Raw genomic sequence first — 24,295 nt, 5'->3', positions numbered from 1 at the left:
AAATGGCCACCCGTTCCCGAGGTGGCCATCATATCTGATTTGCCCGGCTTTCCACAAAGCCTGCTCGCGACCCGGGCTTCCTTCGTTGTTCTGGCGATGAGATCAGAGCTTGCCGTTGCGCTGCTGGATCATCATGAAGGTGTCGTAAGTATATTCCGACAGCTGCATCCAGAGATAACCTTCCCGCTTGAAGGCGACCTGGTCGTCATAGATCTTCTTGAACCACTCGTTGGACCCGGAAATCTCGGTGTAGACTTCCTGGGCTGCATTGAAGCAGGCTTCCAGGATTTCCTGGCTGAAGGGGCGCAGGATCGCGCCCTCGGCCACCAGTTGCTTGATGGCAGCCGGGTTCTTCATGTCGTACTTCGCCATCATGTTGGTGTTGGCGAAGGCGCAGGCGTCGGTAAGCGCCGCCTGGTAGGTCTTCGGCAGTTCGTTCCACTTGTCCAGGTTCATGAAGGAGTGGATGATCAGGCCGCCTTCCCAGAAGGCCGGATAGTAGTAGTACTTGGCGACCTTGTGGAAGCCGAGCTTCTGGTCGTCATAGGGTCCGATCCACTCGGCCGCATCGATCGTGCCCTTTTCGAGCGCCGGATATATGTCACCTCCGGCAATCTGCTGGGGAACGGCACCAAGCTTCTCAAGCACCCGCCCGGCAATGCCGGCAATGCGCATCTTGACACCCTTGAAGTCATCGACGGTGTTGATTTCCTTGCGGAACCAGCCGCCCATCTGCGCACCCGTATTGCCGGATGGGATGCTGTAGACATTGTGGGTGGCATAGAATTCGTTCAGCAGCTTGTTGCCGTTGCCCTGGTAGAACCAGGCATTGCTGAGGCGTGCATTGAGGCCGAACGGGATGGCACTGCCGATCGCAAATGTCGGATCCTTGCCCACGAAGTAATAGGAGCAGGTGTGGGCCATCTCCACTGTGCCGGCGCTGACGGCATCAAGCGCCTGAAGGCCCGGAACAATTTCACCTGCAGCGAAAGGCTGGATCGTGAAGTTGCCGCCGGTCGCTTCCGATACGCGGGCAGCGATATCTTCCGCGCCCCCATAGATGGTGTCCAGCGACTTGGGGAACGAAGACGTCAGACGCCATGTGATCTTGGGATTTTCCTGCGCGATGGCCGGCGCTGCCAGCGCGGTGGCGGCGGCAGCACCTGCGCCGGTAGCTGCGGCTTTCTTGAAGAATGAACGACGATCCATAAATAACCTCCCGTGAATACGAACCGGGAGCAGTCTTTCCCCTCCCCCGGCTTGTCGCGAGGTAACCATGTCGCACCGCGGCATGCAAGCTTTTCGGCTCTCATCCCTTAGTGTTGGATCCAAAATCTGATAAGGATTCCGGCAACCTGCACGATTCATGGCCAAGGCTGGCGGGTCTTTCAGAAGATGCTCAAAACTTGTGCGACAACCTCCGCCGTCGCCGCTTGACGGCTGCCCCATCCGGCGCGAAAAATCGCCTTGATGCCCTCCGGAGACCATACATGCCCAAACCCATCGTCGCCGTGCCCGCCGACATCCGCGTGATCGAAGGTGCTGTCTGGCATGCGAGCCCGAATCAATACCTGGAGGCGGCCCTCAAGGTCGCAGAGGTGATGTGCTTCGTAGTGCCGGCCTTCGAGGAAGGCAACGAGATCGATGCCATCCTTGACCGCGTCGACGGCCTGCTCGTCTCAGGCTCGGCTACCAACGTTCACCCCTCGCTCTACGGAAAGCCGGCGACGGAAGCGGACGGTCCCTTCGACCCGGCCCGCGACGCCACTTCGCTGCCGCTGATCCGCCGGGCGCTCGACCGCGGCATTCCGCTGCTGGCGATCTGTCGCGGCATTCAGGAATTGAACGTAGCGCTTGGCGGCACCCTCGCGACGGAGATCCATGAGGGCGAGGGCATGTGGGACCACCGCAAGCCGAACGTTTCCGAACGCGACCACATGTTCGCCATCCGCCAGCCGGTCTTCGTCGAGGAAGGCTCCTGCATCGCCCGTTATCTCGGAGTGTCGGGTGAAGTGCAGGTCAACTCTCTCCACCGCCAAGCGATTGGAAAGACCGCACCAGGGCTGAAGGTCGAAGCCGTTGCGGAGGACGGTACGATTGAGGCCGTTTCGGTGATCGATGCCAAGAACTTCGCCGTCGGCGTGCAATGGCATCCGGAATACTGGGCGGGGACAGACAAGCCCTCCCGCGCCCTCTTCGAGGCCTTCGGCGATGCCGTGCGCGCCTATGCTGCGGTTAAGGCCGAGCCGGCGGCGGAACAGTCAAAGCCGCTCGCTGCCGCCGTTCGATAGCCGGCCAGGCGCAGGTGCTACGCCTTGACCGGTGTCTCCGGCACCGGGGTGATCACCGTCTTGTCCTTGAACCAGCCGATCAGATTGTCGACCACCAGATCCGCCATGGCGTTGCGCGTCGGAATGGACGCCGAAGCGACATGCGGCAGCAGGCTGACATTGGGCAGATCCAGCAAGCCACCCGGCACGTTCGGCTCGTCGTAGAAGACGTCGAGACCGGCGGCGGCGATCGTGTTGTTCTTCAGCGCTGCGATCAGGTCGTCCTCGTTGACGCTCGTGCCGCGTCCGACATTGATGAAGACGCCGTTCGGTCCAAGCGCCTCGAAGATCTCGGTGGTGAAGATCTTGTGTGTCGCAGCCGATCCCGGAACGACAGAAATCAGCGTATCGACTGCCTCCGCCATCTCCTTCAGAGACGAGTAATAGGTATAGCCGACGCCGTCACGGCGGCTGCGGGTGTGGTAGCCGATCTCCACCTTGAACGGCTCCAGCCGCTTGGCAATTTCCATGCCGATGCGCCCGAGACCGAGGATGCCGACCTTGCGCCCCTTGAGCGACAGCGGCGTCAGCGGAAACGGCCCCTCGCTCTTCCACCGGCCCTCGCGCAGGTAGTTTTCCGCCCGCGGATACTGGCGCACTGTGTTGAGGAGGAGCGCGATCGTGGTGTCCGCCACCTCGTCGTTCAGGACGTCCGGCGTGTGGGTGACGATGATCCCGTACTCCGCCGCCTTCTTAGTATCTACGCCATCATAGCCGACGCCGAAGTTGGAGACGATCTCGAGGTTCGGCAGCGAATTAATCCAGCCGTTGTCGAGGACGCCGGAGATCGCAACGCCGCGCACCCTGTCGCGCAGGTCCGGAGCAACCTCTGTCGGCGAGCCCATGGGAACGGAGACGACTTCGAACCTCTCCTTCAGCCGCTCGACGACGCGCGGATGAATGCGGCCGGGCACGAGCACGGCGATGGGTTTGTCGGACATTATGTCTCCTCCTGTTTGTTCAGCTTCTCGGACGGTAGATGCCGGTCGACTGGCGGATGCGCATCTCCGGCTTTATCAGGTGAATGCCATCGGGATCATGGCTGCCGGCCAGCCGGTCAAGAAGCGCGCGTGCTGCAAGCCGCCCGACCTCGCTCTGGCCATTCCAGACAGTCGTGAGAGCCGGTGTGGCGATCGACGCTTCTTCCAGGTCGTCATAGCCGGTCACGGAAATATCCTGGCCCGGCACGAGGCCAGCGCGGGCGATCCCGTTCATCAGGCCGATCGCCACGAGATCGTTCCAGCAGACGGCCGCCGTCGGCTTCTGCGGCAGCGACAGGAAATGCACGGCAGCCTCAAAGCCGCCTTGCTTGGAGCGCGGGCCGGGGATGCGGAGGTCGGGGTCGACCTCGATACCCGCCTTGCGCAGCGCGTTGACGTAACCTTGATATCGGTCGCGCCCAGTCGACGTCTGGTCCGTGCCGCCGATCATGGCGATGACCCGGTGGCCGAGACCGATCAGGTGATTGGTCGCAAGCGAGATGCCATAGCTGTCATCGCCGCGATACATGGGAAGGCTCACCCCTTCCATCGATCGCGCCACGAGGATGGCGGGCATCCCGTTCTCCTCAGCCAGCCTGACATCCTCAACGGGCGTGCCGATTGCCGGCGACATGATTACGCCGTCGCCTCCGAGCTGCAGCAGGGTCTCGATGAAGGTTCGCTGCTTTTCGACCGAGTCGTAATGATTGGAGAGGATGAAGGTCTGCCCGCTGCGGTCGAGCTCGCTTTCGATCGCCTTCAGGATCTCGCCGTAGAATGGGTTCATGATGTCGTGGACGACGACCCCGACGATGCCGGAGCGGGAGGTGCGAAGGCTCGCGGCTCGGCGGTTGTAGATATAACCCAGCGCCCGGGCCTGGTCCTTGATCTTCTCGCGCGTGTCAACTGCGACGAGCGGACTGTCACGCAAGGCAAGAGAGATGGTGGCGGTAGAAAGGCCGAGACTTTCGGCAATCGTCGACAGCTTGATCTTTTGCGCCACGTCTCCTCCGACCCCGGCAGATCGCCGATCGAGCGCCGGCGTTTCAACCCGTTTAAATTCTTTAAGGGAAGTTCGCAACCGTCCGGAGACGCGGAAGAACGAATTTAGAGGACCGGTCCATGCCCCTGCAGATTGTCGTCCATCGCCTTCAAGAGGCGAAGGACCGACTTGATCTCCTTGTCAGAAAAGTCTTGCACGGCAAGCGCGCTGCAATCGGCGATGCTGCGATCGATCTGCTCCACGGTCGCCCGCCCCCGCTCCGTCAGGAACACCTTGGTCAGTCGCCTGTCCTCGCCATCGTCGCGGCGTTCAACGAAACCCTGCACCTCCATGCGCCCGATCGTGCGGGTCATGGTCGGCGCCTTAACGCCGAGGCGGCTGGCCAATTGTCCGGCCGTTAATCCGTCCAGCTCGGCGAGCGCAAGAATGACGCCGTCCTGCCCTGCATAGAGCCCGCTTTCGGCAAGGCTGCGGCTAAGGGCGGTGCGCATGGAACGGGCGGCCTGGGTGACGGCAGCGGCAAGTTCGGCCGAAGCGGCGCCGTCGACGTCCTTCTTCTTGTCGGACTTGCCCTTCTTGCCGTCCTTCTTCTTGCCGTCCTTCTTCTTGACCATGCCATCTCCCCGTCTTTATGCCGGACCGAACCTGGCTATATGCTCGCCACGTCTACCCATACCCAAACCGGGAAGTGATCGCCAGATGCCCCACCCCCTGCCGCGTTTTGCGGAGAACGACGCTGCCCTGCCTGCCTCCGACCGCAAGGACTGGATCGCCGTCCTGCCGCTTGGCGCGCACGAGCAGCACGGCCCGCACCTGCCTTTCGAGACGGACACGATCATCGCGGCGGGCATTCTCGAACGTGTCATAGCCGCAATGCCCGCGCACCTTCCCGTCACCTTCTTGCCCGTCGAGCCGGTCGGTTACTCGATCGAACACATGGATGTGGCCGGCACGAAGACGCTCCGGTTCGACGAGGCGGCGAACCGCTGGCTGGGGACCGCCAAAGACCTGCACGACCAGGGTATCCGCAAGCTCGTGATGCTGAACGCGCACGGCGGCAACTCGCCGCTGATGACGATTGTGGCGACGGAAGCCCGAGTGCGCTTCGGCATGCTGGCGGTGGCGACCAGCTGGACGCGCTTCGGCCTCCCGCCAGGGCTGATTGCACCGGAAGACAAGGCGATCGACATCCATGGCGGTGACATTGAGACCTCTTTCATGCTGGCCCTTGCTCCCGACCGCGTCGACATGCAGAAGGCGGAAAACTTCAGCTCGCGCCAAAGCGAGTTCGCCACCCGCTTCCGCCACCTGCGCGCTTACGGCCCCCACGCCTTCGGCTGGAAGATGTCCGACCTCAACAGACAAGGCGTTGCCGGCAACGCCGCCGCCGCCACGGCGGAAAAGGGCGAGGCGATCCTGGCCCATGCCGTGAAGGGCATTATCGAGCTGCTGGAGGATGTGGCGAGGTTTGAGGTGGGAGAGCTAGGGTAGCGTCTCTTGTATCACCTTCAGGAATGCCAAATATTTGGGGATACGGACCCCTAGGAGGCCGAGATGCGTATTTCCGTCGCAGAAGCGGAAGGAAAGCTGGCAGGGCTCATCAGCCGCGCGCAACGCGGCGAGGAAGTCGTTCTCACTGAAGCTGGCAAGCCTGCATTACAACTTGTGCCCTTGGCTCGCTCACCGCTTTCTCCAGAAGAACGTCTTGAGATATTCGCGCGCATCCGCCAGCGGGCACAAGAGAACCCTTCCGGGTTCGACACTGACGCGGCCAGAAGTCAGGATTTTCTCTACGACGAGTTTGGCTTGCCCAAATGATGGTCGTGGACACCTCCGCGCTCATCGCGATCTTGAAGAGCGAGGAGATGGCCTATGCTTGTGAGCGTCGACTGGCGCGGGAGCCGCAGGCCATCATTTCAGCGGGGACTTTGGTTGAAGCCCACATAGTCTCGCTACGGGCAGGACGCAGCAGCGACCTGGAGGAGATGGTTGCGGCATCTGTAAGTGAAGTCATTCCCGTCACTGATGAACGGGCGAGATTTGTCTCGGAGGTGTATTGGAAGTGGGGCAAAGGCTTCCACCCTACTTCGCTGAACTTTGGCGACTGTTTCGCCTACGCCACGGCCAAGGAATTCGACTGCCCGCTCCTCTATGTCGGCCAGGACTTCTCTCGGACCGACATCCAACCCGCGCTTGCCGCCACCTGAGCCGAACGTCACCTTATAACATTCAAAACCCTTTGAACTGCTCCGGCCTTGCCCTTATATCAGGCTGACACCTTATCTCGCGCCCTTGCGGCGCAGGCTCATCCTTCGAGGTTTTTCATGACCGACACGATCACCGCCAAGCCCATTCCCGTCACCGTGCTCACCGGCTATCTCGGCTCGGGCAAGACTACGCTTCTGAACCGCATTCTCTCCGAAAGCCACGGCAAGAAATACGCGGTCATCGTCAACGAGTTCGGCGAGATCGGCATCGACAACGACCTGATCGTTGAGTCGGACGAAGAAATCTACGAGATGAACAATGGCTGCGTCTGCTGCACGGTGCGCGGCGACCTGATCCGCGTCGTCGAAGGCCTGATGCGCCGCCCCGGCCGCTTCGACGGCATCATCGTTGAAACCACCGGCCTTGCCGACCCGGTGCCGGTCGCCCAGACCTTCTTCATGGACGACGACGTGCGCTCCAAGACCGAGCTCGATGCGGTCGTGGCACTGGTCGACGCCAAGCACCTGCCGCTGCGGCTGAAGGACAGCCGCGAGGCCGAAGACCAGATCGCCTTTGCCGATGTCGTCGTCATCAACAAGACCGACCTCGTCACGCAGGAAGAACTGGCACAGATCGAGGATGTCGTTCGTGCCATCAATCCTTCCGCCCGCATCTACAAGACCAGCCGCTCGGGGGTTGATCTCGCCAAGGTCCTGGACCAGGGTGCCTTCAACCTGGAGCGCGCTCTCGAAAACGATCCGCACTTCCTCGAACATGGCCACGAAGACCACGTCTGCGGGCCGGACTGCGGCCATGACCATTATCACCACCACGATCATGATCACGACCACCATCATGGGCATGGGCACGACCGCCATCACCACGCGCCCTCCGCCATCCACGACGTGACGGTGAAGTCGATCTCGCTGCGCGGCGGCGAGATGAACCCAGAGCGCTTCTTCCCGTGGATCCAAAAGGTGACGCAGACGGAGGGGCCGAACATCCTGCGCCTCAAGGGCATCATCGCCTTCAAGGATGACGCAGAGCGTTACGTGGTCCAGGGCGTTCACATGATCGTCGAAGGCGATCATCAGCGGCCGTGGAAGGATGGCGAAAAGCGCGAAAGCCGCCTCGTCTTCATTGGCCGCGACCTCGATGTCGAGAAGATCGAGAAGAGTTTCCTCGCCTGCCAGGCAACGCAGACCACCGCTGCCTGATGCCGACAGTCGCACCGCTTGATCTGGAAGGCCACGTCGTCGCCGCGCGTTTTCTCGGCGACGTCCCCTTCTTTGCCACCGCCGCCGGCACCATTCACCGCCTGGATGGCGGCGAGAAGGTCACGCAAGCGCATGAAGGCCTGCTGACCTGCATTCGCGATCCTCATAGCCCGTCGCTGATCACCGGCGGCGAAGACGGCAAGGTGCTGCGGATTGGGCAGGACGGGGCCGTGACGGAACTCGCCCACGCGCCGCGCAAGTGGATCAATGTGGTCGCGGGCGGCCCGCAGGGCGCGGTTGCCTACGCGCATGGCCGTTCGAGCTTCGTGCGCCTTTCCGACGGCACCACGAAGGAGTTTGCTGAAGAGCGGAGCGTCGAAGGTCTTGCCTTCGCGCCCAAGGGTCTGCGCATCGCCGCCGCGCGTTACAACGGCGTCTCGCTCCACTGGGTGGGAACGAATGCGCCTCCGCAGGATCTCGACTGGAAGGGCGCCCATACCGGCGTCACCTTCTCGCCCGACGGCCGCTTCCTCGTCACCATGATGCAGGAAAATGCCCTGCACGGCTGGAAGCTCGACGGCAAGCCGGGCGAAGCGCGCCATATGCGCATGACCGGCTATCCCGCGAAGGTGAAATCGCTTTCCTGGTCGGTGAAGGGCAAGTGGCTTGCCTCCTCAGGCGCACCGGCGGCAATCGTCTGGCCATTTGCCTCGAAGGACGGCCCGATGGGCAAGGCGCCGCTGGAGCTCGGCACCCGCGCCAACATCATGGTCACGCAGGTCGCCTTCCACCCGGCGGAGGAAGTGCTGGCGATCGGCTTCGTCGACGGCATGATCCTCGGCGTCAGGGTTGCCGACGGCAAGGAGGCCCTGCTGCGCCGGCCCGGCAAGGGTGCGATCACCGGCATGGGCTGGAGCGGAAACGGCAAGCTCCTAGCCTTCGCGTCAGACGCCGGCGACTGCGGCGTGATCGACATCTCCGCATGATCCCCTGGACGCTGATCGACACAGCCAAGGTGCCGGGCGGCAATGACGAACTGCGGCTGAAGCAGCGCGGCACGGAATTCTCCATCATGCTCGGCACCAATGAGCTGATGAACAGCCGTCTTTCCGGTTCGGAGGAAGCGCTAGCGCACCTCTCCATAGACAAGATCCGCGACCGCCCGCGCCCGAAAGTTCTGATCGGCGGGCTTGGCATGGGCTTCACCCTGCGGGCGGCACTGGCGGAACTGCCTGAAGGCGCCGAGGTCGTGGTGGCGGAGCTTGTTTCCGCCGTCATCCGCTGGGCGAGAAACGAGATGGCGGAGGTGTTCAATGGCTGCCTCGACGACCCTCGCGTCACAATCGTCGAGGCGGATGTCGGAGAGCTGATCCGACGGGAAAAGGCCAGCTACGATGCCATCCTGCTGGACGTCGACAATGGACCGGAAGCGCTGACCCGCGAAGAGAATGACCGCATCTATGACGCACGTGGTCTTGGCGCGGCGAAGGCTGCGCTTCGCCCTAGCGGCGTGCTCTCGTTCTGGTCATCCACGCCTGAAAGCCGGTTCACGCGTCAGCTGCGGTCTGCAGGCTTCACCGTGGAAGAAGTGCCCACACGTGCGAGCACCAAAGGACGTGGTGCAAAGCACATGATCTGGGTTGCCGTGAAGCCAGGTCGCTGACCTTCTCGACGACACGAACTTGCGGCCAGCACGGAGAGCCGCGGCAGGCCTTGCCCGCCGCGGCCTGATCCTCGTGGGTGGGCAGGCGGCGTTTGCAGTTTCGTATGTCGTGTTAGGCGTTCCGCCTGCCCGCTTGCTTCCGGCTCTCTCCGAAGCACCTGAGAAGGACGTGTCAGTTCCCTCACCGGGGCTTCGGGTGGGGACCGGCCTCACGCCGGCCCGCCACCGTCTGCAACGATCACCGGACGCCGGGCGCTCCCGGGGGAGGCAATCGGTTTTGCGAACCCGGCCCCTGCCCGATGACGCAGCCATTGTCGCGCATGCTGTTAGGGCGGGGACGTAAAGGCGAAGAAAATCGCTGGACTGTTGAAATGGCTCAACGATTTATTCTTGTGCAAATATCTCCGTCCACCCTCACACGGACCGGACGGCTGCGATGATGTCCGCCAGCAGCGCGTGGAGATCGTCCCGATAACCGGTTCGCGCCGATGGTGATTTTTCGTTCGAGGTCATCACCACCGTCAGTCCGAGCGACGGCACGATGTAGAGCATCTGGCCACCGTAACCCCAGCCGAACTTCACCTCCTCGCCGCCGATCCGCCGCAGGAACCAGCCATAGCCATAGCCGTCGCCGGAGAAGCGGGAATTGGTGCGCGGCGTCCAGGACTGCCGGATCCAGTCCTCCGGGATCACCTGCACGCCGTCCTTCGTCTTGCCGCCGTTTCGGTAGAGCTGGCCGAAGGACAACAGCGACGCCGCCGTCATCGCCATCTGGTTGCCGCCGAGATAGACGCCTTGCGGATCGCGCTCCCACGAGCCGATGCGGAAGCCCTCTACCGGTTCGAACCACTCGCGCGCGAGCGCAAGCGTCGACTTTTCTCCAACCCGGGTAAGGATGGCGGAAAGCAGATGGGTGGAGGCGGTGGAATACAGCATTCGCCCGCCCGGCTCGCCATCGAACGGTTCGGAAAGCGCAGTTCGCACCCAGTTGCCGCTCGACACCCAGCGCCCGTAATTCGGACCCGACATGCGGGCGAGGCCTCCCTGCATAGACAGCAGGTTGCCGATGGTGATCTCGCTCATCCGCGGATCCGGATCGGACGGCAGATCGCTCTCAAGCAGCGGCGCGATCTTCTGGTCGACGCCTTCCAGCAGCCCCTTGCCGATCGCAATGCCGACCATCGCCGAGACGATCGACTTCGACGCAGACTTGATGTTGGTGGACTCGTCGACCGCATGGCCGTTGAAGCCGCGTTCCGCCAACAGCTCCCCCTCGCGCGACACCAGCACTACTTTCAGCGGCTCGAGCTCCTGGGCATCGGCAAGCACATCGTCGAGTGACGCCGCTCCACCGTCTCCTGGCGACGCTTCCTGGGCGGACAACCGGCTGGACGCGAGCAGGACGGGAACGGTGGCGAGGATTGCGCGGCGTGTAATCATCTGCCGAAGCTAGTGTGCCACCCGGCGTCAGACCATGGCGGCACCGCCGACTCACATCAAGGTGATGGGGCGTGAGCGGCGCAACATCTGTGATCTCCTTCGCTGGGAGGACATGGGCGTCTGCTATCTCACCGGAGCGCAAGGTCAGTCGTACTGGAGATGAGCAAGAAAATCTGAAACCTCCGGCCCTTTCAAAGGTTGTGGTGCCCGACGACCCGCCTTGGCGGCACCAAGGCGGGTACTTGCGCCGCACTGAAAGGAGAGGACTGTGAAAGCTCTGGTCTGGCACGGAAAAGAGGACATTCGTTGCGATACGGTGTCCGATCCGGAGATCGAAGACGCACGCGATGCGATCATCAAGGTCACGAGCTGCGCGATTTGCGGCTCCGACCTTCACCTCTTTCACAATTACATTCCGGCGATGAAGCCCGGCGACATCATCGGCCACGAGATGATGGGCGAAGTCGTCGACGTCGGGCCCTCTGCAAAGGGTGCGCTGAAGAAGGGTGACCGCATCGTCGTGCCCTTCACCATCTTCTGCGGCGAATGCGACCAGTGCAAGCGCGGCAACTTCTCCGTCTGCGAGCGCTCCAACCGCAACAAGGAAATGGCCGACAAGGTCTTCGGCCACACCACGGCGGGCCTCTTCGGCTATACGCACCTGACCGGCGGCTACCCCGGCGGACAGGCCGAGTACCTGCGAGTTCCCCTTGCCGACAAGACGCATATCAAGGTGCCGGACAGCCTGACGGACGAGCAGGTGCTCTTCCTTGGCGACATCTTCCCAACCGGGTGGCAGGCGGCTGTCCATTGCGAGATTGAGCCGACGGACACGGTGGCGATCTGGGGCTGTGGGCCGGTTGGCCAGATGGCGATCCGCAGTGCCGTTCTCCTCGGCGCAATGCAGGTCGTGGCGATCGACCGCATCCCGGAGCGCCTCTCGATGGCGGAAGCCGGTGGGGCGATCACCATTAACTTCGACACCGAAAGCGTCGTGGAGCGGCTGAACGACCTAACCTCTGGCAAGGGTCCGGACAAATGCATCGACGCGGTCGGTCTGGAATCGCATGTCTCGATGGGCCAGCCGGACACGCTGCTCGACCGTGCCAAGCAGATGACCATGCTGGAAAGTGACCGTCCGCATGTGCTGCGCGAGATGATCTATGTCTGCCGCCCGGGCGGCATCATCTCGATTGCCGGCGTCTATGGCGGCCTCGTCGACAAGATCCCCATGGGTCCGGCGATGAACAAGAGCCTCACCTTCCGAATGGGCCAGACCCACGTCAACCGCTGGACCGACGATCTCGTCCGCCGCATCGACGAAGGACAGATCGACCCCTCCTTCGTCATCACCCACACGGCAAAGCTCGAGGACGGACCGGAGATGTACAAGGTGTTCCGCAACAAGCAGGACGGCTGCATCAAGGTCGTGCTGAAACCATAAGGATTGGAGAGAGTGATGAGCTTTATAGCAAACGCGACCCGCTACGAGGACAGCCCCGAGATCATCTCGACCGGTCCGAGCTCGCTCAGCTCGACGGATCGTCTCGCCCGCAACCTCGGCTGGTTCAGCATCGGCCTCGGTCTGGCCGAGATGTTCGCCGCCCGCAGCATCAGCCGCGCCATCGGTATGGAAGGGTCAGAAAATCTGATCCGCGCCTTCGGTGCTCGCGAGGTCGCAAGCGGAATGCTGACTCTTTCGGTGGAGCGGAAGGCCGGCCTCTACAGTCGCGTCGCTGGCGATGCTCTGGACCTCGCGGTGTTGAGCACGGCGGTCAAGGACGACAATCCGAAGCGGGGCAATGCCGCGATCGCTCTTGCGATGGTGGCAGGGGTGACGCTGCTCGATGTCGCCGCAGCGCTGGGAACCCGGCAGCAGCGCCTGCGGGACGAGGATGACATCCGCGATTACAGCGACCGCAGCGGCTTTCCGAAGGGAGTGAACGCTGCCCGTACCCAGGCCGAGCGGGACAATCGTGAGCCGGAGCCGGAGGTCAAGGCACTGCCCCGGCCCCAGACAGGCGGCGCGGAACATCGCCTTTGAGATGTGCAGCCCGCTTCCACCCTCCCCGGAAGCCGGCTGCCCTCTCCCTTAGAACCGGTAGGTAACGCCCCCACCGATCAGCCAGGGGTCGATCATTGCCTTGCCGCTCAGCGGGCCAAGCGTATCGTAATCAGCCGACCAGTCGGTTTCCAGGAAGATCTTCTTCACAATTGAAGTTCACGCCTCAGTGTTCGTCGAGCATGTAATCGAAGCCCGCCTGCAGAGCGACGCCGAAGGCATTGTCCACGTCCAGATCGTGGAAGCCGGGCTTTTCGTTCTGATTGTGAAACATCGAGTAGGTCACGCCGGCGCCGACAAAGGGCTTGAAGGCGCCAAAAGCGGCGAAGTGATACTCCAGGGGTAAGGTCGGCGGCAGCAGCCAGGCGCGCCCGACCGGCACTCCGACAGCGCCATCTTCCTCGATATTGGCATAGGTTGTGCCGAGGATCAGTTCGGCGGCGATGTTGTCGGTGAAGTAATAGCTGATGTCCAACTCGGGAATCACGGAGTCGGAATAGGAAAGGTTGGAGCCAGGGACGCCGTTGACCGAGCCATCGTCCTCGGTGATGACGCCGACGCAACGCACGCGGATCTGCCACGGGCTGGACGCCGGAGGAACATCCGCGACCGGCGCCTCCGTGATCGGCGCCAGCTCGGCGGCACCCGCAGCCGTTGCACCCAACATCGCAAGGCCTGCAGGAAGGCCGGCAAGGCGCACGCTGTTGCTTTTCATTGAACCTCTCCTGAATCATGGAATGTGATTGACGCAGAGAGATCTATTCTTTTGCGAGATCAGCCACCTGCGCGAGATCAACCTCGGTTGACGAGGCCAAGGCGGCGCTTCGGATCAACCGGATCGAAGGCAAAAAAAACCGCTTCCCCTGTTCAAGGGAGCGGGGTCGGGCAGATCGGGAAGACGCGAGGCCACGAGAACGCCGCGCTCGAAGCGTCAGGCCAGCTTGCGCCCGCTCGCAACGATCATGCCCGCTGCACCGTCCAGCCAGCCATCCTTGAGCTCTAGCGCAAGGAAGCGCGAACGCTCGAACGGGCCGGGCATGACGAGGTGCTGGGTCTTGTCGGCAAAGAAGCCGAACCGCTCGTAATAGGCCGCATCACCGACCAGCAGCACGGCCCCGTGGCTGCGCTGTGCGGCTTCCGAAATCGCAGTGCGCATCAAGGCGCCGCCGATGCCGCGACCTTCGTGCGTGCAGTCGACGGCGAGAGGCCCGAGCAGCAGCGCCTCGACCGGCGTTCCCTGCTGGCTGACGCCTGCCTCGATGTTCCACAGCCGGACGGTGCCGATCACATGGCCGTCTTCGTCGCGGGCAACCAGCGCCAGTCCTTTGGCAGGAAGCCGGCCGCGGCGGATCTTCTCCGACGACTTCTTGCGGCGCTCAGGCCCCATGACTCGGTCGAGCAGGTTCTCTCGCGCGACGACATCCGCCGGCGTCTCCGCGTCGATGGTGTAGGTGGATGGCGCAAAGAATGCGCGCACAGTGTCAAGAACAGCGGCCATGGCGGCCTCCCGTACCCAATACCGTTATCAGCGGCGATGAAGGAAGATTGTGAAGGTGCGGGTCCCGCCTGGAGGAACGGGAACCGCGGATCGGATCAGATGACGTAGCTTTTCAGCGGATCGAAGCCGTTGAAGGCAACCGCCGAATAGGTCGTCGTATAGGCGCCGGTGCCTTCGATCAGAACCTCGTCGCCGATCGTGAGGGACACGGGCAGCGGGTACATGTTCTTCTCGTAGAGCACGTCGGCTGAATCGCAGGTCGGGCCGGCGAGCACGCATGGCTCCATCTCGTCCGCATCGCGCTCGGTGCGGATCGGGTAACGAATTGCCTCGTCCATCGTCTCGGCGAGACCGCCGAACTTGCCGATGTCGAGATAGACCCAGCGGTGGTTGTCGTTGTCGGACTTCTTCGACACGAGAACGACTTCCGCTTTGATCACACCCGCATTGCCAACCATGCCGCGGCCCGGCTCGATGATCGTCCTCGGCAGGTTGTTGCCGAAGTGCGCACGAAGTGCGGCAAAGATCGCCTGGCCGTAGGCTTCCGCCGACGGGATGTCACGCAGGTACTTGGTCGGGAAGCCGCCGCCCATGTTGACCATCTGCAGGTGGATGCCCTGCTTGGCCAGCTGTGCGAAGACGCGCTTGGCGTCGGCGAGCGCTGAATCCCAGGCATCGACCTTGGTCATCTGCGAGCCGACGTGGAAGGACACGCCGTAGGATTCCAGGCCCAACTGGTGCGCATAGACGAGCACGTCGACGGCCATCTGCGGCACGCAGCCGAACTTGCGGCTGAGCGGCCATTCGGCACCTTCGCCATCCGTCAGGACGCGGCAGAACACGCGGGCGCCGGGAGCGGCACGCGAGATCTTCTCGACTTCCTCATGGCTGTCGACGGCAAAGAGTGCGATGCCGAGCGCGTGTGCACGAGCAATGTCACGCTCCTTCTTGATCGTGTTGCCGTAGGAGATGTGCTCCGGCGACGCGCCGGCGTCGAGCGCCATCTGGATTTCGGCAACCGATGCGCAGTCGAAGTTCGAGCCGAGCGAAGCCAGGAGCTTCAGGATCTCCGGAGCCGGGTTCGCCTTGACGGCGTAGTAGATCGCGCTGTCCGGCAGGGCATGACGGAACGCGTGGTAATTGTCGCGCACGACATCGAGGTCGACCACGAGGCACGGGCCTTCCGGACGTCGGGTCTTTATGAAATCGAGAATACGAGCGGTCGTCATCTTGCAGTCCCTTACGATCTCAGGCTCCGGCGGACCGGAGGACAAAGGGCGGATGAGAATATGCAATAGTACCAGCCGATGGAGACCCCGGTACCGCACTACGCTCATACGCGCAAACATTGGACCAACGCCCTGCCAAGGGCTTCGATCCGGCTTTGTCTGCCATGGATTGGAGGGAGACCCTACCGCACTTCCGGCAATGATGGTGTGCCTCTTCAGTATTGCCGGCTGATGGAAAGCCGGCAGAGACTAGAAAGGCCCGCACCGTCGTTGCTTCAAGATGTCCTCGCATTTCCCGGTTGGCCGGAATAGCGACTGGAGGGGTTAGTTCCAGGTACCTTACCGATGACCTCACCTTAGGGATAAATCCCAGTTCGAGGGTCGGCGGACACCCACAGGCACGTGCGACTTTGGGCAGCACGGGAGATAAGAACATTCGCCTTCACAATCAAGAGATTTTTTGGCCCATCTCATAGATTTCACATTGCGTCGGAACACGAGAAATCCCAACTAGGCGACGGGGCTTAGGAAGGGACGACAACTTTGGATACTTTGACGCGCATGCGCGCCTTTATCGACGTGGTGGAGGCCGAAGGTTTTTCGGCAGCCGCGCGCCGCACCGGCCGCTCCAAGGCACTGCTTTCCAAGTATGTGAAGGAACTGGAAGACGACCTGGGGGCGCTGCTTCTGAACCGCACCACCCGCCAGTTCTCCATGACCGAAGCAGGCCACACCTACTATCGCACCGCCGCCGACATCCTGAAGGAGATCGACAACCTCTCCGACCTGGTGCGGGAGAACAACGCTGATCTCAAGGGTCGCCTGCGGGTGTCGGTACCGCGGACCTTCGTCGATGCCGAGGTCGGCCAGTCGCTAATCGATTTTGCTAAGGAACATCCAGAAGTCTCGCTGGAGATCGTCGCAGAGGACCGTTTCGTCGACCTGATCGAGGAAAGCTTCGACCTCGCCATCCGAATTACGAAACTCGAAGATTCCGGCCTGATCGCCCGCAAGGTGTCCGACTTCCGCGTCTATGCCTGCGCCTCCGCCGATTTCGTCGCCCGACACGGTCCGATCGAGACGCCGCAGGATCTGTCCCGAATCCCCTTCATCATTGACACCAATTCCCGCTGGCACAACAACGTCCGCTTCTCCGGACCGGACGGAAATACGATCTCAGTCCCAGTCACAGGACCGCTGGAAGTCAATAGTCCGCAGGCAACGCTTCGTGCGGCCAAAGCCGGTCTGGGTGTTGCCATCATCCCAGACTTCATTGCCGGCCCGTCGATACAGTCCGGTGACCTCGTGACGCTTCTGGAGGATTATATCGCCAAGGACCGCGGGATATATGCCGTCTACCCGCATCGCCGGTATCTGCCGGCAAAGGTCCGCAGCTTCGTCGACTATCTTGCCGTCTGGTTCCGTCGCCGCCACTGAGACAACGTCGAATTTCTGACCCATTTCCCCCGCAGAACCGCCGAATGTTCCAACGAGAGTCGCGGCCCCGCATGAAGCATGCCCTACCCCTGCTGACGGCGCTTGCGCTTTCGGTGCCGAGCCTGGCGCTCGCCCATCCGCACATCTTTGCCGAGGCGCGACTCGAAGTTATCGCCGGTGATGACGGCAACATTCAGGAACTGCGCAATGTCTGGCGCTTCGACGAGGTGTTTTCCTCCAGCGTGCTGCTCGACTTCGATGCCAACACCGATCTGAAGCTGGACGAGAAGGAACTGGCCGAACTCGGCGAGGTGATGCGCACCTCGCTCGCCGACTTCGACTATTTCACCACCGTCACGGCCGACGGAAAGTCGGAGAAGGTACAGAAGCCGGACGTAATCCACGTTTCCTACGACCAGAACCAGGTCATGGTCTTCTTTGCGGTGAAGCCGGAAAAGACGCTGCCGCTGAAGGGCAAGCTCACCTTCGGGATCTACGATCGGTCGATGTATACAGCAATCGACTTTCCGACGGACGAGGATCTTGTTGCACAGGGGAAGGCGGCGGAGGCCTGCAAGCGGGAGGTGGTGCGGCCGGATCCCGATGAGATCATTGCAGAAAACAGCGCCACGCTGACCGACGCCTTCTTCAATGATCCAACGGGCACCGACATGTCCAAGCTGTTTGCCACACGCCTGGAGCTGACCTGCTGATGCGGCTGGCCAAGACATCCGTTGCGGTGCTGGCTCTTGCCGTCTTGGTTGCGGGCGTCGCCCATGCGCAATCGCCGCTCGGCGTCGGGTCGGCAGAGCCAGCCTTCAGCATCGGCGGGCCGCTCGGCGGCTTCTTTTCCTGGGTCAACAGCTATCAGCAAGCCTTCTATCGATCGTTGACCGCCGCGCTGAAGGCGATGCGCGAGGATCCCTTCGCGCTGGCCGGCCTCATCGGACTCTCCTTCGCCTACGGCATTTTCCACGCCGCCGGCCCCGGACATGGCAAAGCGGTAATTTCCTCCTACATGATCGCCAATGAGGTGGAGTTGCGGCGGGGCGTCGTCATCTCCTTCGTGTCTGCCATTTTGCAGGGACTGACCGCAATCCTTCTGGTCGGCGTCGCCTTCTTCGCTCTGCGCGGGACGGGCATTACGATGACCGCCGCCACCTGGGCGATGGAAGTCGCAAGCTTCGCGCTGATCGCGGTCTTCGGCGCCTGGCTTCTGGCCCGCAAGCTGATGTCGCTGCGCCCACGGCCTTCGATATCGTCGGCAGCAGCAGCGCCCCTTCCCTCTCCTCGCTCACTGAGCGCTGCGTCGGCCGCACCGGTTTCACGGTTTCAGGCCGTCGAGGTGACGGACCACGCATATTCCGGCAGCGGCGACCATTGCGAGACCTGCGGCGTGAGCCACGCGCCTGATCCACGCCTTCTCGGCGGCAGCCGCTTTCGCACGAAGGAAGCCTGGTCGGCAATCGTTGCTGTGGGTCTGCGCCCCTGTTCCGGAGCCATTCTGGTGATGAGTTTCTCGCTGCTGAACGGCCTTTATCTCGGCGGCATGCTGTCCGTGCTGGCGATGTCGCTCGGCACCGCAATCACGGTCTCGCTCTTGGCGATCCTCGCCGTTGCCGCCAAGGACGTTGCCTTGCGTTTTGCCGGCCCCAGCACGGCAACCGGCCGCCGTGTCACCTCGACCTTCGAGATCGCCGGTGCGCTGTTCATCCTGTTGATCGGGTTGTCCCTGCTGGGCGCCTCGCTGCAGGCCTGACGGCTCAGCGCTGACCGTCCCGCTTGCGCTGGTGTCGCGCCCGCAGCCAGAAGATCAGGAAGAAGGACAGGACGGCCAGAACCGCGAACACGGCCGCGGCATAGGGCGAGAAGCGCTCGGCCAGCCAGAGCATGATCGGCGGCATCACGAAGAAAAGCGCGAGAAAACCGACAAGGATGAGCCCTGCCGCGATGATCGGGCCTCGCCTGCTGTCACCGCTCATGCTGCTGCTCCCTGACTGATCTCTGCACGAATATCCTCCAGCCGCCGGCGCTGCCGGCCCTGTTCGTCAAAATTCTCCGGCGCGAGCCAGGTCTCGAACGCCTGTTTCAGCACGGGCCATTCGCCATCGATCATCGAGAACCAGGCCGTATCGCGGTTGGCTCCCCTGGAGATCATGTGCTGGCGGAAGATACCTTCGAAGGTGAAGCCGTAGCGGGCGGCAGAGCGTTTGCTCGGCTCGTTCTCGTTGTGGCACTTCCACTCGTAGCGACGGTAGCCCAGCTCTTCGAAGACGTGCCGGGCCATGAGGTAATGGGCCTCGGTCGTCAGCGGCGACCGCTGGATGCCGGGGCCATGGGCCACCGACCCTACCTCGACCGCGCCATTCTTCGGATCGGGCCGCATGTAGCTCGCCATGCCGACGATCTTGCCGCTGGCATTCTCGCGGAAGACGAGGGTGATCCAGCCGAAATCGCGGCCGGCGGCCTCCAGCCAGTCTCCGAACGGCCCGGCTTCGGAAAATGCATCCTGAGGGAAATAACGAAGCAATTCATTGACCGCATCCGCACCGCCGAGCGCCTGCCACAGCGGCTCCAGATGCTCGGAGCGGTCGTAAGGCTCCAGCGTAACATAACGCCCCTGAAGCGTCACGGGAGCGGGTGCCGGTACCTTGTAGTTCCTGAGATCGCGCATCGGTCAGCCTCTTGCAGTGGAGCCGAGGCTTAGGCCAGCCGCCCGGCAAAGGCAACTGGCCGCGTTCGCCTCACGCCTGCACTTTTGCCGCAGAGACCGTCGCGTCGATGTGGTCGATCAGGGCGTCGGGGAGCCCGAGGCGGCCGGCGAGCAGGTCGAGGTAGCCCCGCTCCGCGCGCGTGTCCGGATCGATAGTGATGCGGGTGGCGGTGTAGAGCTCGACCTTCTGCTCTTCCGTCCGCGCCGCGGCAACGAGATCGTCGATATCGACCGGATTGGCGAGCTCGTCCGCGATGAACGCCTCCGCTTCCGAACCCAGATCGACCGCATGCACCTTGTCCATGATGTTGGCGCGCTCATTTGCGTCGATGTGCCCATCCGCCTTGGCGGCGGCAATCATCGCGCGCACGAGCGTCAAAGCAAAATCATTGCTGAGCGCCGGGGACTGCAGGTCGAAGCCCGAATTGCTGGGCGGCAGCAGGATCTCCGGTTCCTTCTGCGCCACCGTCTGCGGCGACTGGCCAGACTGGTAGTTCTTGTAGGCCATGTAGCCGAGGCCGGCGATTGCGGCGATGCCACCGACCGTCGCGACGTTGCCGACAAGCTTGCGGCCGGTCTTCGTTCCAAGAAGGGCTGCGGCGATACCAGCCGTCTTCAGCGGGTTGTTCTTTGCGATGTCGCCGAACTGCCCTGCCTTGTCCAGCATTCCTCCGGAGCCCAGCATGCCTCCGGCCCTGCTGCCCATCTGCGGCCCGAGGAACTGGTCCAGAAGCTTCTTGGCGTCGAACATCGCAATCTCCCATTGTGAAACACTTACAGGAGATAGGAACGGAACCACGGATTGCAAAGGCGCCGGATGGACACGGCGCCATCTGGTCACGCAGATGTCAGGCCTTCAGTGCCGCCGCCTCGCGGGCCAGCTTGCTGATGCCCGCCCAATCGCCTGCGGCCACCATCTCCTTCGGCGCCACCCAGGACCCGCCGACGCAGACGACGTTCGGCAGCGACAGGTAGTCCTTGGCGTTCTTCAGCGAAATGCCGCCGGTCGGGCAGAAAAGCGTGCCGGCAAGCGGCGACGACAGCGACTTGAGATAGGCAGCGCCGCCGGCCTGTTCCGCCGGGAAGAACTTGAGAACTTCAAGACCTTCCTCGCGCAACGCCATGACTTCGCTTGCCGTTGCAGCACCCGGCAGGAGCGGCACGCTCGAGTTCTTCGCGGCTTCCAGAATGCCCCGTGTTGCACCAGGGCTGACGATGAAGGTGGATCCTGCTGCCACCGCCGCATCGAAGTCCTTCGCGCTGAGGATGGTGCCCGCACCGACATTGGCGCCTTCGACCTCGGCGGCCACCGCCTGGACCGCATCGAGCGCTGCCGGCGTACGCATGGTGATCTCGATCGCGTTCAGACCGCCTTCGACGAGCGCCCGCGCCAGCGGTACGGCAGACTTCGCGTCTTCCACGATCAGCACCGGCACCACGGGCTGCGCCCGAAGGATCGCGAGAAGGTTTTCAGTCTTGCCGGCCATGGGACGCTCCCGTTTTTCAAACGATTGAAGTTGGGTTGGAAATAGCCCCCTCGCCTTGGATTGTCGAGGAAAAATCAGCCCCGTGGCAATCGGAACCTTTGCGAGACACTGCCGTTGCAGTAGGCTCTTGAGAAGGACGGGTGGAATAGTAATGGCCAAGGAAATTGAGCGGAAGTTTCTGGTGAAGGATGACGGCTGGCGGCCCGAAGCCACGTCTTCTTCCGATTTCGTCCAGGCCTACATCGTCACGATGGACGATCGCTCGCTGCGCATCCGCATCATGGATGACGAGCGCGCGACCCTGACGCTGAAGATCGGCCGCCAGTTGATCAGCCGCGACGAATTTGAATACTCCATCCCCGTCGCCGATGCGAAGGAGCTGGCCGCCAGCGCCCTCGGCATCGTCCTGGAAAAGACCCGTCACGAGGTCGAGCACGAGGGCTTTACATGGGAAGTCGATGTCTATGCCGGCGCCTATGATGGTCTGGTCGTCGCTGAGGTGGAGATGGAGGACGAAGAACAGGAGCCGCCTTTGCCACCTTGGCTTGGAGCGGAAGTGACCGGAGACCGCCGCTACTCCAACCAGTTAATGGCGACCGAAGATTTGAGCGCGGAGCTTTGTGATGGCGTTTCGCATCCGGCCTGACCGGCCTTTTACGCAAGAATTCCGGTCCGTCGCCGAGCATCAGCTTCGGCAAGCCATACGCTTTCTGGAAGACCAGCCGGAGGGACCGCACGAGGCGGTTCACGACGCGCGCAAGAGGTTCAAGCGGGTCCGCGCTCTCTACCGCCTGATCCAGTCGGACGCCAAGGAGTTCAGGGCGCGGGAGAACGCGCGCATTCGCGATACGGCGAAGACGCTGTCTGTGGTGCGTGACGCGGCGGCGCTGGTGGAGACGGTGGATTATCTCGCTGCCCAGGCCGGTTCGCCGGAAGAATCGGCGGCGTTGAAATTTGCCGCCAAAACCCTGATTGAGCGGCGCGATCGCATCGCGCATGAGGAAAGCGATCTTCCTGCCAAGATGGCGGCTGCGGTGCAGTCCTGCCATGAGGCGATCGGCGCGCTGCAAGAGCTCCACCTGGACAACAGCCCGCGCCGCACCGCCAATCGTCTCGCCAAGGCCTGGCGCAAGCAGCTGTCGCGGGCAGCGGCGGACCTGGTTGCCTGCGAGGAAGGTGGCGATGCGGAGCATTTCCACGACCTGCGCAAGGTCGGCCAGACCTACTGGATGTACCTGGCGCTGCTCTCCGATCTCTGGGCCTCGGCCATGCGGGCCAAGCAGCGCGAGGCGAAGGCGCTTGTGGACCTACTTGGCCACGAGCACGACCTTTCGGTGCTGACGCAGGTGGTGAACGAAAATCCCGACCTCTTTGGCGACAGCGAGACGCTCGCCCGTGTCATCGGCGCGATCATCGCCCACCAGCAGGAGCTGCGGCAAGAGTCGCTCGAGCAGGCGAAGCTCGTGTTCGCCGATGATGCAGACACCGAGGCGGCACGGATCGCGCTGCTCTGGAAGGAAGCGGCATCTCGCAAGTAGTGTCCCAAATGCCGGTGAGACCAGCGACAGAAAGCGCGTTGCGCGGTGTCGCGTCTGGTAGTATTCCCCCGCCATGACCGAAAACCCTGTACTCCAGACGCTGGACAAGTCCGGCTCCACTTGCGTGGCGGCGCTCTACCACTTCGCAAGCTTCCCGCGCTTTGCTGAATTCCGCGAGCCGCTGCAGGCGCTCTGCGAGGCAAACGGCGTGAAGGGCACGCTGCTGCTCGCGCATGAAGGCATCAACGGCACGATTGCCGGCCCTGACGCCGGCATTGCCGCGGTGCTGGCGCACCTGCGGGCGCAGCCGGAGTTTGCGGCGCTGGAGCACAAGGCAAGCCGGGCCTCCAAGATGCCGTTCCTGCGCATGAAGGTGCGACTGAAGAAGGAGATCGTGACGATGGGCGTCGAGGCCATCGACCCCAATAAGATCGTCGGCACCTATGTCGACCCAAAGGACTGGAACGCACTGATCTCCGATCCAGAGACCATCGTCATTGACACCCGCAACGACTACGAGACGGCCATCGGCATCTTCAAGGGCGCGGTTGACCCGAAGACGAAGACCTTCCGCGAGTTTCCCGACTGGGTGAAGAACAACACAGGCCTGCACAACAAGCCGAAGATCGCTATGTACTGCACCGGCGGCATCCGCTGCGAGAAGGCGACCGCCTTCATGAAGGAGCAGGGTTTCGACGAGGTCTACCACCTCAAGGGCGGCATCCTGAAATATCTGGAAGAGGTCCCGGCGGAAGAAAGCCTCTGGGAAGGCGCCTGCTTCGTCTTCGACGAGCGCGTCTCGGTCGAGCACGGCCTGAAGGAAGGCTCGCACCGCCTCTGCCACGCCTGCCGCAACCCGATCACCGCCGAAGAAGTCACCTCGCCTTATTACGAGGAAGGCGTGTCTTGCAGCCATTGCTATGAGACGCGCACCGAAGCGGATCGGCAGCGCTACCGCCAGCGCCAGCAGCAGATCGCGCTGGCGAAGAAGCGCGGACAGAAGCACATCGGCAGCTGATCAGAGAGACTTTGGAAGGCCCGCCTGTTTCAGCGTTTCATTGGCGGTATGGCGGGACTTCACGCCGTGATCGACAGTGAAGTGGCGGCTGGTGATAGGGCTGAACCAGATCTCGTGGTCTCCCTTTCCGGGACGAACAAAAAATTTGCAGCCTGCTGCTGTTAGCAGCTCCTTCAGTTCCCGCAAGTAGGGCGCCCATCGGCCAGAAACGCGGGTTCGGTATCTTGGCGACATGTTCAGACATGATGTGGACTGGGATCTCCGGGAGCTCGAACACCTATCCGTTCGTCTCCAGCAGGTCGCCAACCGCAGCAATCACCTTCTTCTCGAGCTTTTCGAGTGTCTCGGCCTCGACGGCAAGTCCGTCGATGTCCCCGCTGGCCGCAACCCAGACTTCGGCGTCCTCGTCCCAGATCGCACGGATAATGATCGAAGCGTGTTTCATGGTCGTCCCTTCGGCGAACGGTCAACA

General features: G+C 62.5%; 28 protein-coding genes and 1 pseudogene. 15 read left to right on the top strand and 14 right to left on the bottom strand.

Annotated elements, in window-relative coordinates:
* Window positions 1–102: 102 nt before the first annotated feature.
* Entirely contained in the window at window positions 103–1,209 is a 1,107-nt protein-coding gene (locus MUU54_RS21865; RefSeq protein ID WP_247246073.1) for a TRAP transporter substrate-binding protein, read from the bottom strand.
* Between the two features lie 281 nt (window positions 1,210–1,490).
* Between MUU54_RS21865 and MUU54_RS21860 the strand changes: the two genes are divergently transcribed.
* A complete protein-coding gene (locus MUU54_RS21860) occupies window positions 1,491–2,291 on the top strand; it encodes a gamma-glutamyl-gamma-aminobutyrate hydrolase family protein (protein ID WP_247246072.1) in 801 nt (266 codons plus the stop codon).
* 17 nt (window positions 2,292–2,308) lie between these two features.
* Here the strand turns inward: MUU54_RS21860 and MUU54_RS21855 are convergent, their stop codons facing one another.
* The 3 genes from MUU54_RS21855 to MUU54_RS21845 all read right to left on the bottom strand — a co-directional run bounded on the left by MUU54_RS21855 (window position 2,309) and on the right by MUU54_RS21845 (window position 4,927).
* The gene (locus MUU54_RS21855; RefSeq protein WP_247246071.1) at window positions 2,309–3,271 is read right to left on the bottom strand and encodes a 2-hydroxyacid dehydrogenase; all 963 of its coding nucleotides are present in this window, start codon (window positions 3,269–3,271) and stop codon (window positions 2,309–2,311) included.
* A 19-nt stretch (window positions 3,272–3,290) separates the two neighbouring features.
* Window positions 3,291–4,313 carry a LacI family DNA-binding transcriptional regulator gene (locus MUU54_RS21850; protein WP_247246070.1) on the bottom strand — a complete coding sequence of 341 codons (1,023 nt, stop codon included), beginning with the start codon at window positions 4,311–4,313 and terminating at the stop codon, window positions 3,291–3,293.
* A gap of 104 nt (window positions 4,314–4,417) precedes the next feature.
* Complete coding sequence (locus MUU54_RS21845) at window positions 4,418–4,927, bottom strand: MarR family winged helix-turn-helix transcriptional regulator (protein WP_247246069.1); 510 nt, start codon at window positions 4,925–4,927, stop codon at window positions 4,418–4,420.
* A gap of 85 nt (window positions 4,928–5,012) precedes the next feature.
* On the opposite strand from MUU54_RS21845, the gene MUU54_RS21840 reads away from it, so the two are divergent.
* The 6 genes from MUU54_RS21840 (at window position 5,013) to MUU54_RS21815 (ending at window position 9,401) form a co-directional block, all read left to right on the top strand.
* Window positions 5,013–5,804 (top strand): creatininase family protein, encoded by a 792-nt coding sequence (locus MUU54_RS21840; protein ID WP_247246068.1) that lies wholly within the window; start codon window positions 5,013–5,015, stop codon window positions 5,802–5,804.
* Window positions 5,805–5,867: 63 nt separating this feature from the next.
* Window positions 5,868–6,131 (top strand): type II toxin-antitoxin system Phd/YefM family antitoxin, encoded by a 264-nt coding sequence (locus MUU54_RS21835; RefSeq protein WP_247246067.1) that lies wholly within the window; start codon window positions 5,868–5,870, stop codon window positions 6,129–6,131.
* Complete coding sequence (locus MUU54_RS21830; RefSeq protein ID WP_247246066.1) at window positions 6,128–6,520, top strand: type II toxin-antitoxin system VapC family toxin; 393 nt, start codon at window positions 6,128–6,130, stop codon at window positions 6,518–6,520. The genes MUU54_RS21835 and MUU54_RS21830 overlap by 4 nt, the downstream gene beginning before the upstream one ends.
* 117 nt (window positions 6,521–6,637) lie before the next feature.
* Entirely contained in the window at window positions 6,638–7,738 is a 1,101-nt protein-coding gene (locus MUU54_RS21825; RefSeq protein ID WP_247246065.1) for a CobW family GTP-binding protein, read from the top strand.
* Entirely contained in the window at window positions 7,738–8,724 is a 987-nt protein-coding gene (locus MUU54_RS21820; RefSeq protein WP_247246064.1) for a WD40 repeat domain-containing protein, read from the top strand. Before MUU54_RS21825 ends, MUU54_RS21820 begins: the two co-directional genes overlap by 1 nt.
* Complete coding sequence (locus MUU54_RS21815; protein ID WP_247246063.1) at window positions 8,721–9,401, top strand: spermidine synthase; 681 nt, start codon at window positions 8,721–8,723, stop codon at window positions 9,399–9,401. The genes MUU54_RS21820 and MUU54_RS21815 overlap by 4 nt, the downstream gene beginning before the upstream one ends.
* Before the next feature lie 414 nt (window positions 9,402–9,815).
* Here MUU54_RS21815 and MUU54_RS21810 read toward each other — a convergent pair whose 3' ends face one another.
* The gene (locus tag MUU54_RS21810) at window positions 9,816–10,841 is read right to left on the bottom strand and encodes a serine hydrolase domain-containing protein (RefSeq protein ID WP_247246062.1); all 1,026 of its coding nucleotides are present in this window, start codon (window positions 10,839–10,841) and stop codon (window positions 9,816–9,818) included.
* Window positions 10,842–11,109: 268 nt separating this feature from the next.
* Here MUU54_RS21810 and MUU54_RS21805 point away from each other — a divergent pair, with 268 nt between their 5' ends.
* A complete protein-coding gene (locus MUU54_RS21805; RefSeq protein WP_247246061.1) occupies window positions 11,110–12,285 on the top strand; it encodes a zinc-dependent alcohol dehydrogenase in 1,176 nt (391 codons plus the stop codon).
* A gap of 15 nt (window positions 12,286–12,300) precedes the next feature.
* Window positions 12,301–12,885 carry a hypothetical protein gene (locus MUU54_RS21800; protein ID WP_247246060.1) on the top strand — a complete coding sequence of 195 codons (585 nt, stop codon included), beginning with the start codon at window positions 12,301–12,303 and terminating at the stop codon, window positions 12,883–12,885.
* Window positions 12,886–12,933: 48 nt separating this feature from the next.
* On the opposite strand, the pseudogene MUU54_RS21795 reads toward MUU54_RS21800, so the two are convergent.
* The 3 genes and pseudogenes from MUU54_RS21795 to odc2 form a co-directional block, all read right to left on the bottom strand.
* Window positions 12,934–13,618, bottom strand: a pseudogene (locus MUU54_RS21795) (OmpW/AlkL family protein).
* Window positions 13,619–13,834: 216 nt separating this feature from the next.
* The gene (locus tag MUU54_RS21790) at window positions 13,835–14,401 is read right to left on the bottom strand and encodes a GNAT family N-acetyltransferase (RefSeq protein WP_247246059.1); all 567 of its coding nucleotides are present in this window, start codon (window positions 14,399–14,401) and stop codon (window positions 13,835–13,837) included.
* A gap of 95 nt (window positions 14,402–14,496) precedes the next feature.
* Window positions 14,497–15,630: an ornithine/lysine decarboxylase gene (gene odc2 / locus MUU54_RS21785; protein WP_247246058.1), complete on the bottom strand. Its 1,134-nt coding sequence runs from the start codon at window positions 15,628–15,630 to the stop codon at window positions 14,497–14,499.
* 543 nt (window positions 15,631–16,173) lie between these two features.
* On the opposite strand from odc2, the gene MUU54_RS21780 reads away from it, so the two are divergent.
* From MUU54_RS21780 to MUU54_RS21770, 3 genes are all read left to right on the top strand, one after another.
* Entirely contained in the window at window positions 16,174–17,067 is an 894-nt protein-coding gene (locus MUU54_RS21780) for a LysR family transcriptional regulator (protein ID WP_247246057.1), read from the top strand.
* A 71-nt stretch (window positions 17,068–17,138) separates the two neighbouring features.
* Window positions 17,139–17,780 carry a DUF1007 family protein gene (locus MUU54_RS21775; protein WP_247246056.1) on the top strand — a complete coding sequence of 214 codons (642 nt, stop codon included), beginning with the start codon at window positions 17,139–17,141 and terminating at the stop codon, window positions 17,778–17,780.
* Complete coding sequence (locus tag MUU54_RS21770; protein ID WP_247246055.1) at window positions 17,780–18,826, top strand: nickel/cobalt transporter; 1,047 nt, start codon at window positions 17,780–17,782, stop codon at window positions 18,824–18,826. Before MUU54_RS21775 ends, MUU54_RS21770 begins: the two co-directional genes overlap by 1 nt.
* Before the next feature lie 4 nt (window positions 18,827–18,830).
* On the opposite strand, the gene MUU54_RS21765 is transcribed toward MUU54_RS21770, so the two are convergent.
* The 4 genes from MUU54_RS21765 to MUU54_RS21750 form a co-directional block, all read right to left on the bottom strand.
* Window positions 18,831–19,049 carry a hypothetical protein gene (locus MUU54_RS21765; RefSeq protein WP_247246054.1) on the bottom strand — a complete coding sequence of 73 codons (219 nt, stop codon included), beginning with the start codon at window positions 19,047–19,049 and terminating at the stop codon, window positions 18,831–18,833.
* Complete coding sequence (locus MUU54_RS21760; RefSeq protein ID WP_247246053.1) at window positions 19,046–19,741, bottom strand: GNAT family N-acetyltransferase; 696 nt, start codon at window positions 19,739–19,741, stop codon at window positions 19,046–19,048. The genes MUU54_RS21765 and MUU54_RS21760 overlap by 4 nt, the downstream gene beginning before the upstream one ends.
* Window positions 19,742–19,811: 70 nt before the next feature.
* Complete coding sequence (locus MUU54_RS21755) at window positions 19,812–20,531, bottom strand: tellurite resistance TerB family protein (RefSeq protein WP_247246052.1); 720 nt, start codon at window positions 20,529–20,531, stop codon at window positions 19,812–19,814.
* A 97-nt stretch (window positions 20,532–20,628) separates the two neighbouring features.
* Window positions 20,629–21,267 carry a 2-dehydro-3-deoxy-phosphogluconate aldolase gene (locus MUU54_RS21750; protein WP_247246051.1) on the bottom strand — a complete coding sequence of 213 codons (639 nt, stop codon included), beginning with the start codon at window positions 21,265–21,267 and terminating at the stop codon, window positions 20,629–20,631.
* A gap of 151 nt (window positions 21,268–21,418) precedes the next feature.
* On the opposite strand from MUU54_RS21750, the gene MUU54_RS21745 reads away from it, so the two are divergent.
* The 3 genes from MUU54_RS21745 (at window position 21,419) to trhO (ending at window position 23,823) form a co-directional block, all read left to right on the top strand.
* Window positions 21,419–21,913, top strand: a complete 495-nt coding sequence (locus MUU54_RS21745; protein WP_247246050.1) for a CYTH domain-containing protein — start codon at window positions 21,419–21,421, stop codon at window positions 21,911–21,913.
* On the top strand, window positions 21,891–22,805 hold the full coding sequence (locus MUU54_RS21740) for a CHAD domain-containing protein (RefSeq protein WP_247246049.1): 915 nt from the start codon (window positions 21,891–21,893) through the stop codon (window positions 22,803–22,805). The genes MUU54_RS21745 and MUU54_RS21740 overlap by 23 nt, the downstream gene beginning before the upstream one ends.
* Window positions 22,806–22,878: 73 nt before the next feature.
* A complete protein-coding gene (gene trhO / locus MUU54_RS21735; protein ID WP_247246048.1) occupies window positions 22,879–23,823 on the top strand; it encodes an oxygen-dependent tRNA uridine(34) hydroxylase TrhO in 945 nt (314 codons plus the stop codon).
* Here trhO and MUU54_RS21730 read toward each other — a convergent pair whose 3' ends face one another.
* Together MUU54_RS21730 and MUU54_RS21725 are read right to left on the bottom strand one after the other, a co-directional pair.
* Window positions 23,824–24,057 (bottom strand): type II toxin-antitoxin system HicA family toxin, encoded by a 234-nt coding sequence (locus MUU54_RS21730; protein ID WP_247246047.1) that lies wholly within the window; start codon window positions 24,055–24,057, stop codon window positions 23,824–23,826.
* A 43-nt stretch (window positions 24,058–24,100) separates the two neighbouring features.
* The gene (locus MUU54_RS21725; RefSeq protein ID WP_247246046.1) at window positions 24,101–24,268 is read right to left on the bottom strand and encodes a DUF1902 domain-containing protein; all 168 of its coding nucleotides are present in this window, start codon (window positions 24,266–24,268) and stop codon (window positions 24,101–24,103) included.
* Window positions 24,269–24,295 lie beyond the last annotated feature (27 nt).

Source organism: Pseudorhizobium tarimense (genome assembly GCF_022968135.1).
Classification (GTDB): domain Bacteria; phylum Pseudomonadota; class Alphaproteobacteria; order Rhizobiales; family Rhizobiaceae; genus Neorhizobium; species Neorhizobium tarimense.
Note: the sequence above shows the minus strand (reverse complement) of the source record. Positions and strands in the feature narration are given on the sequence as shown.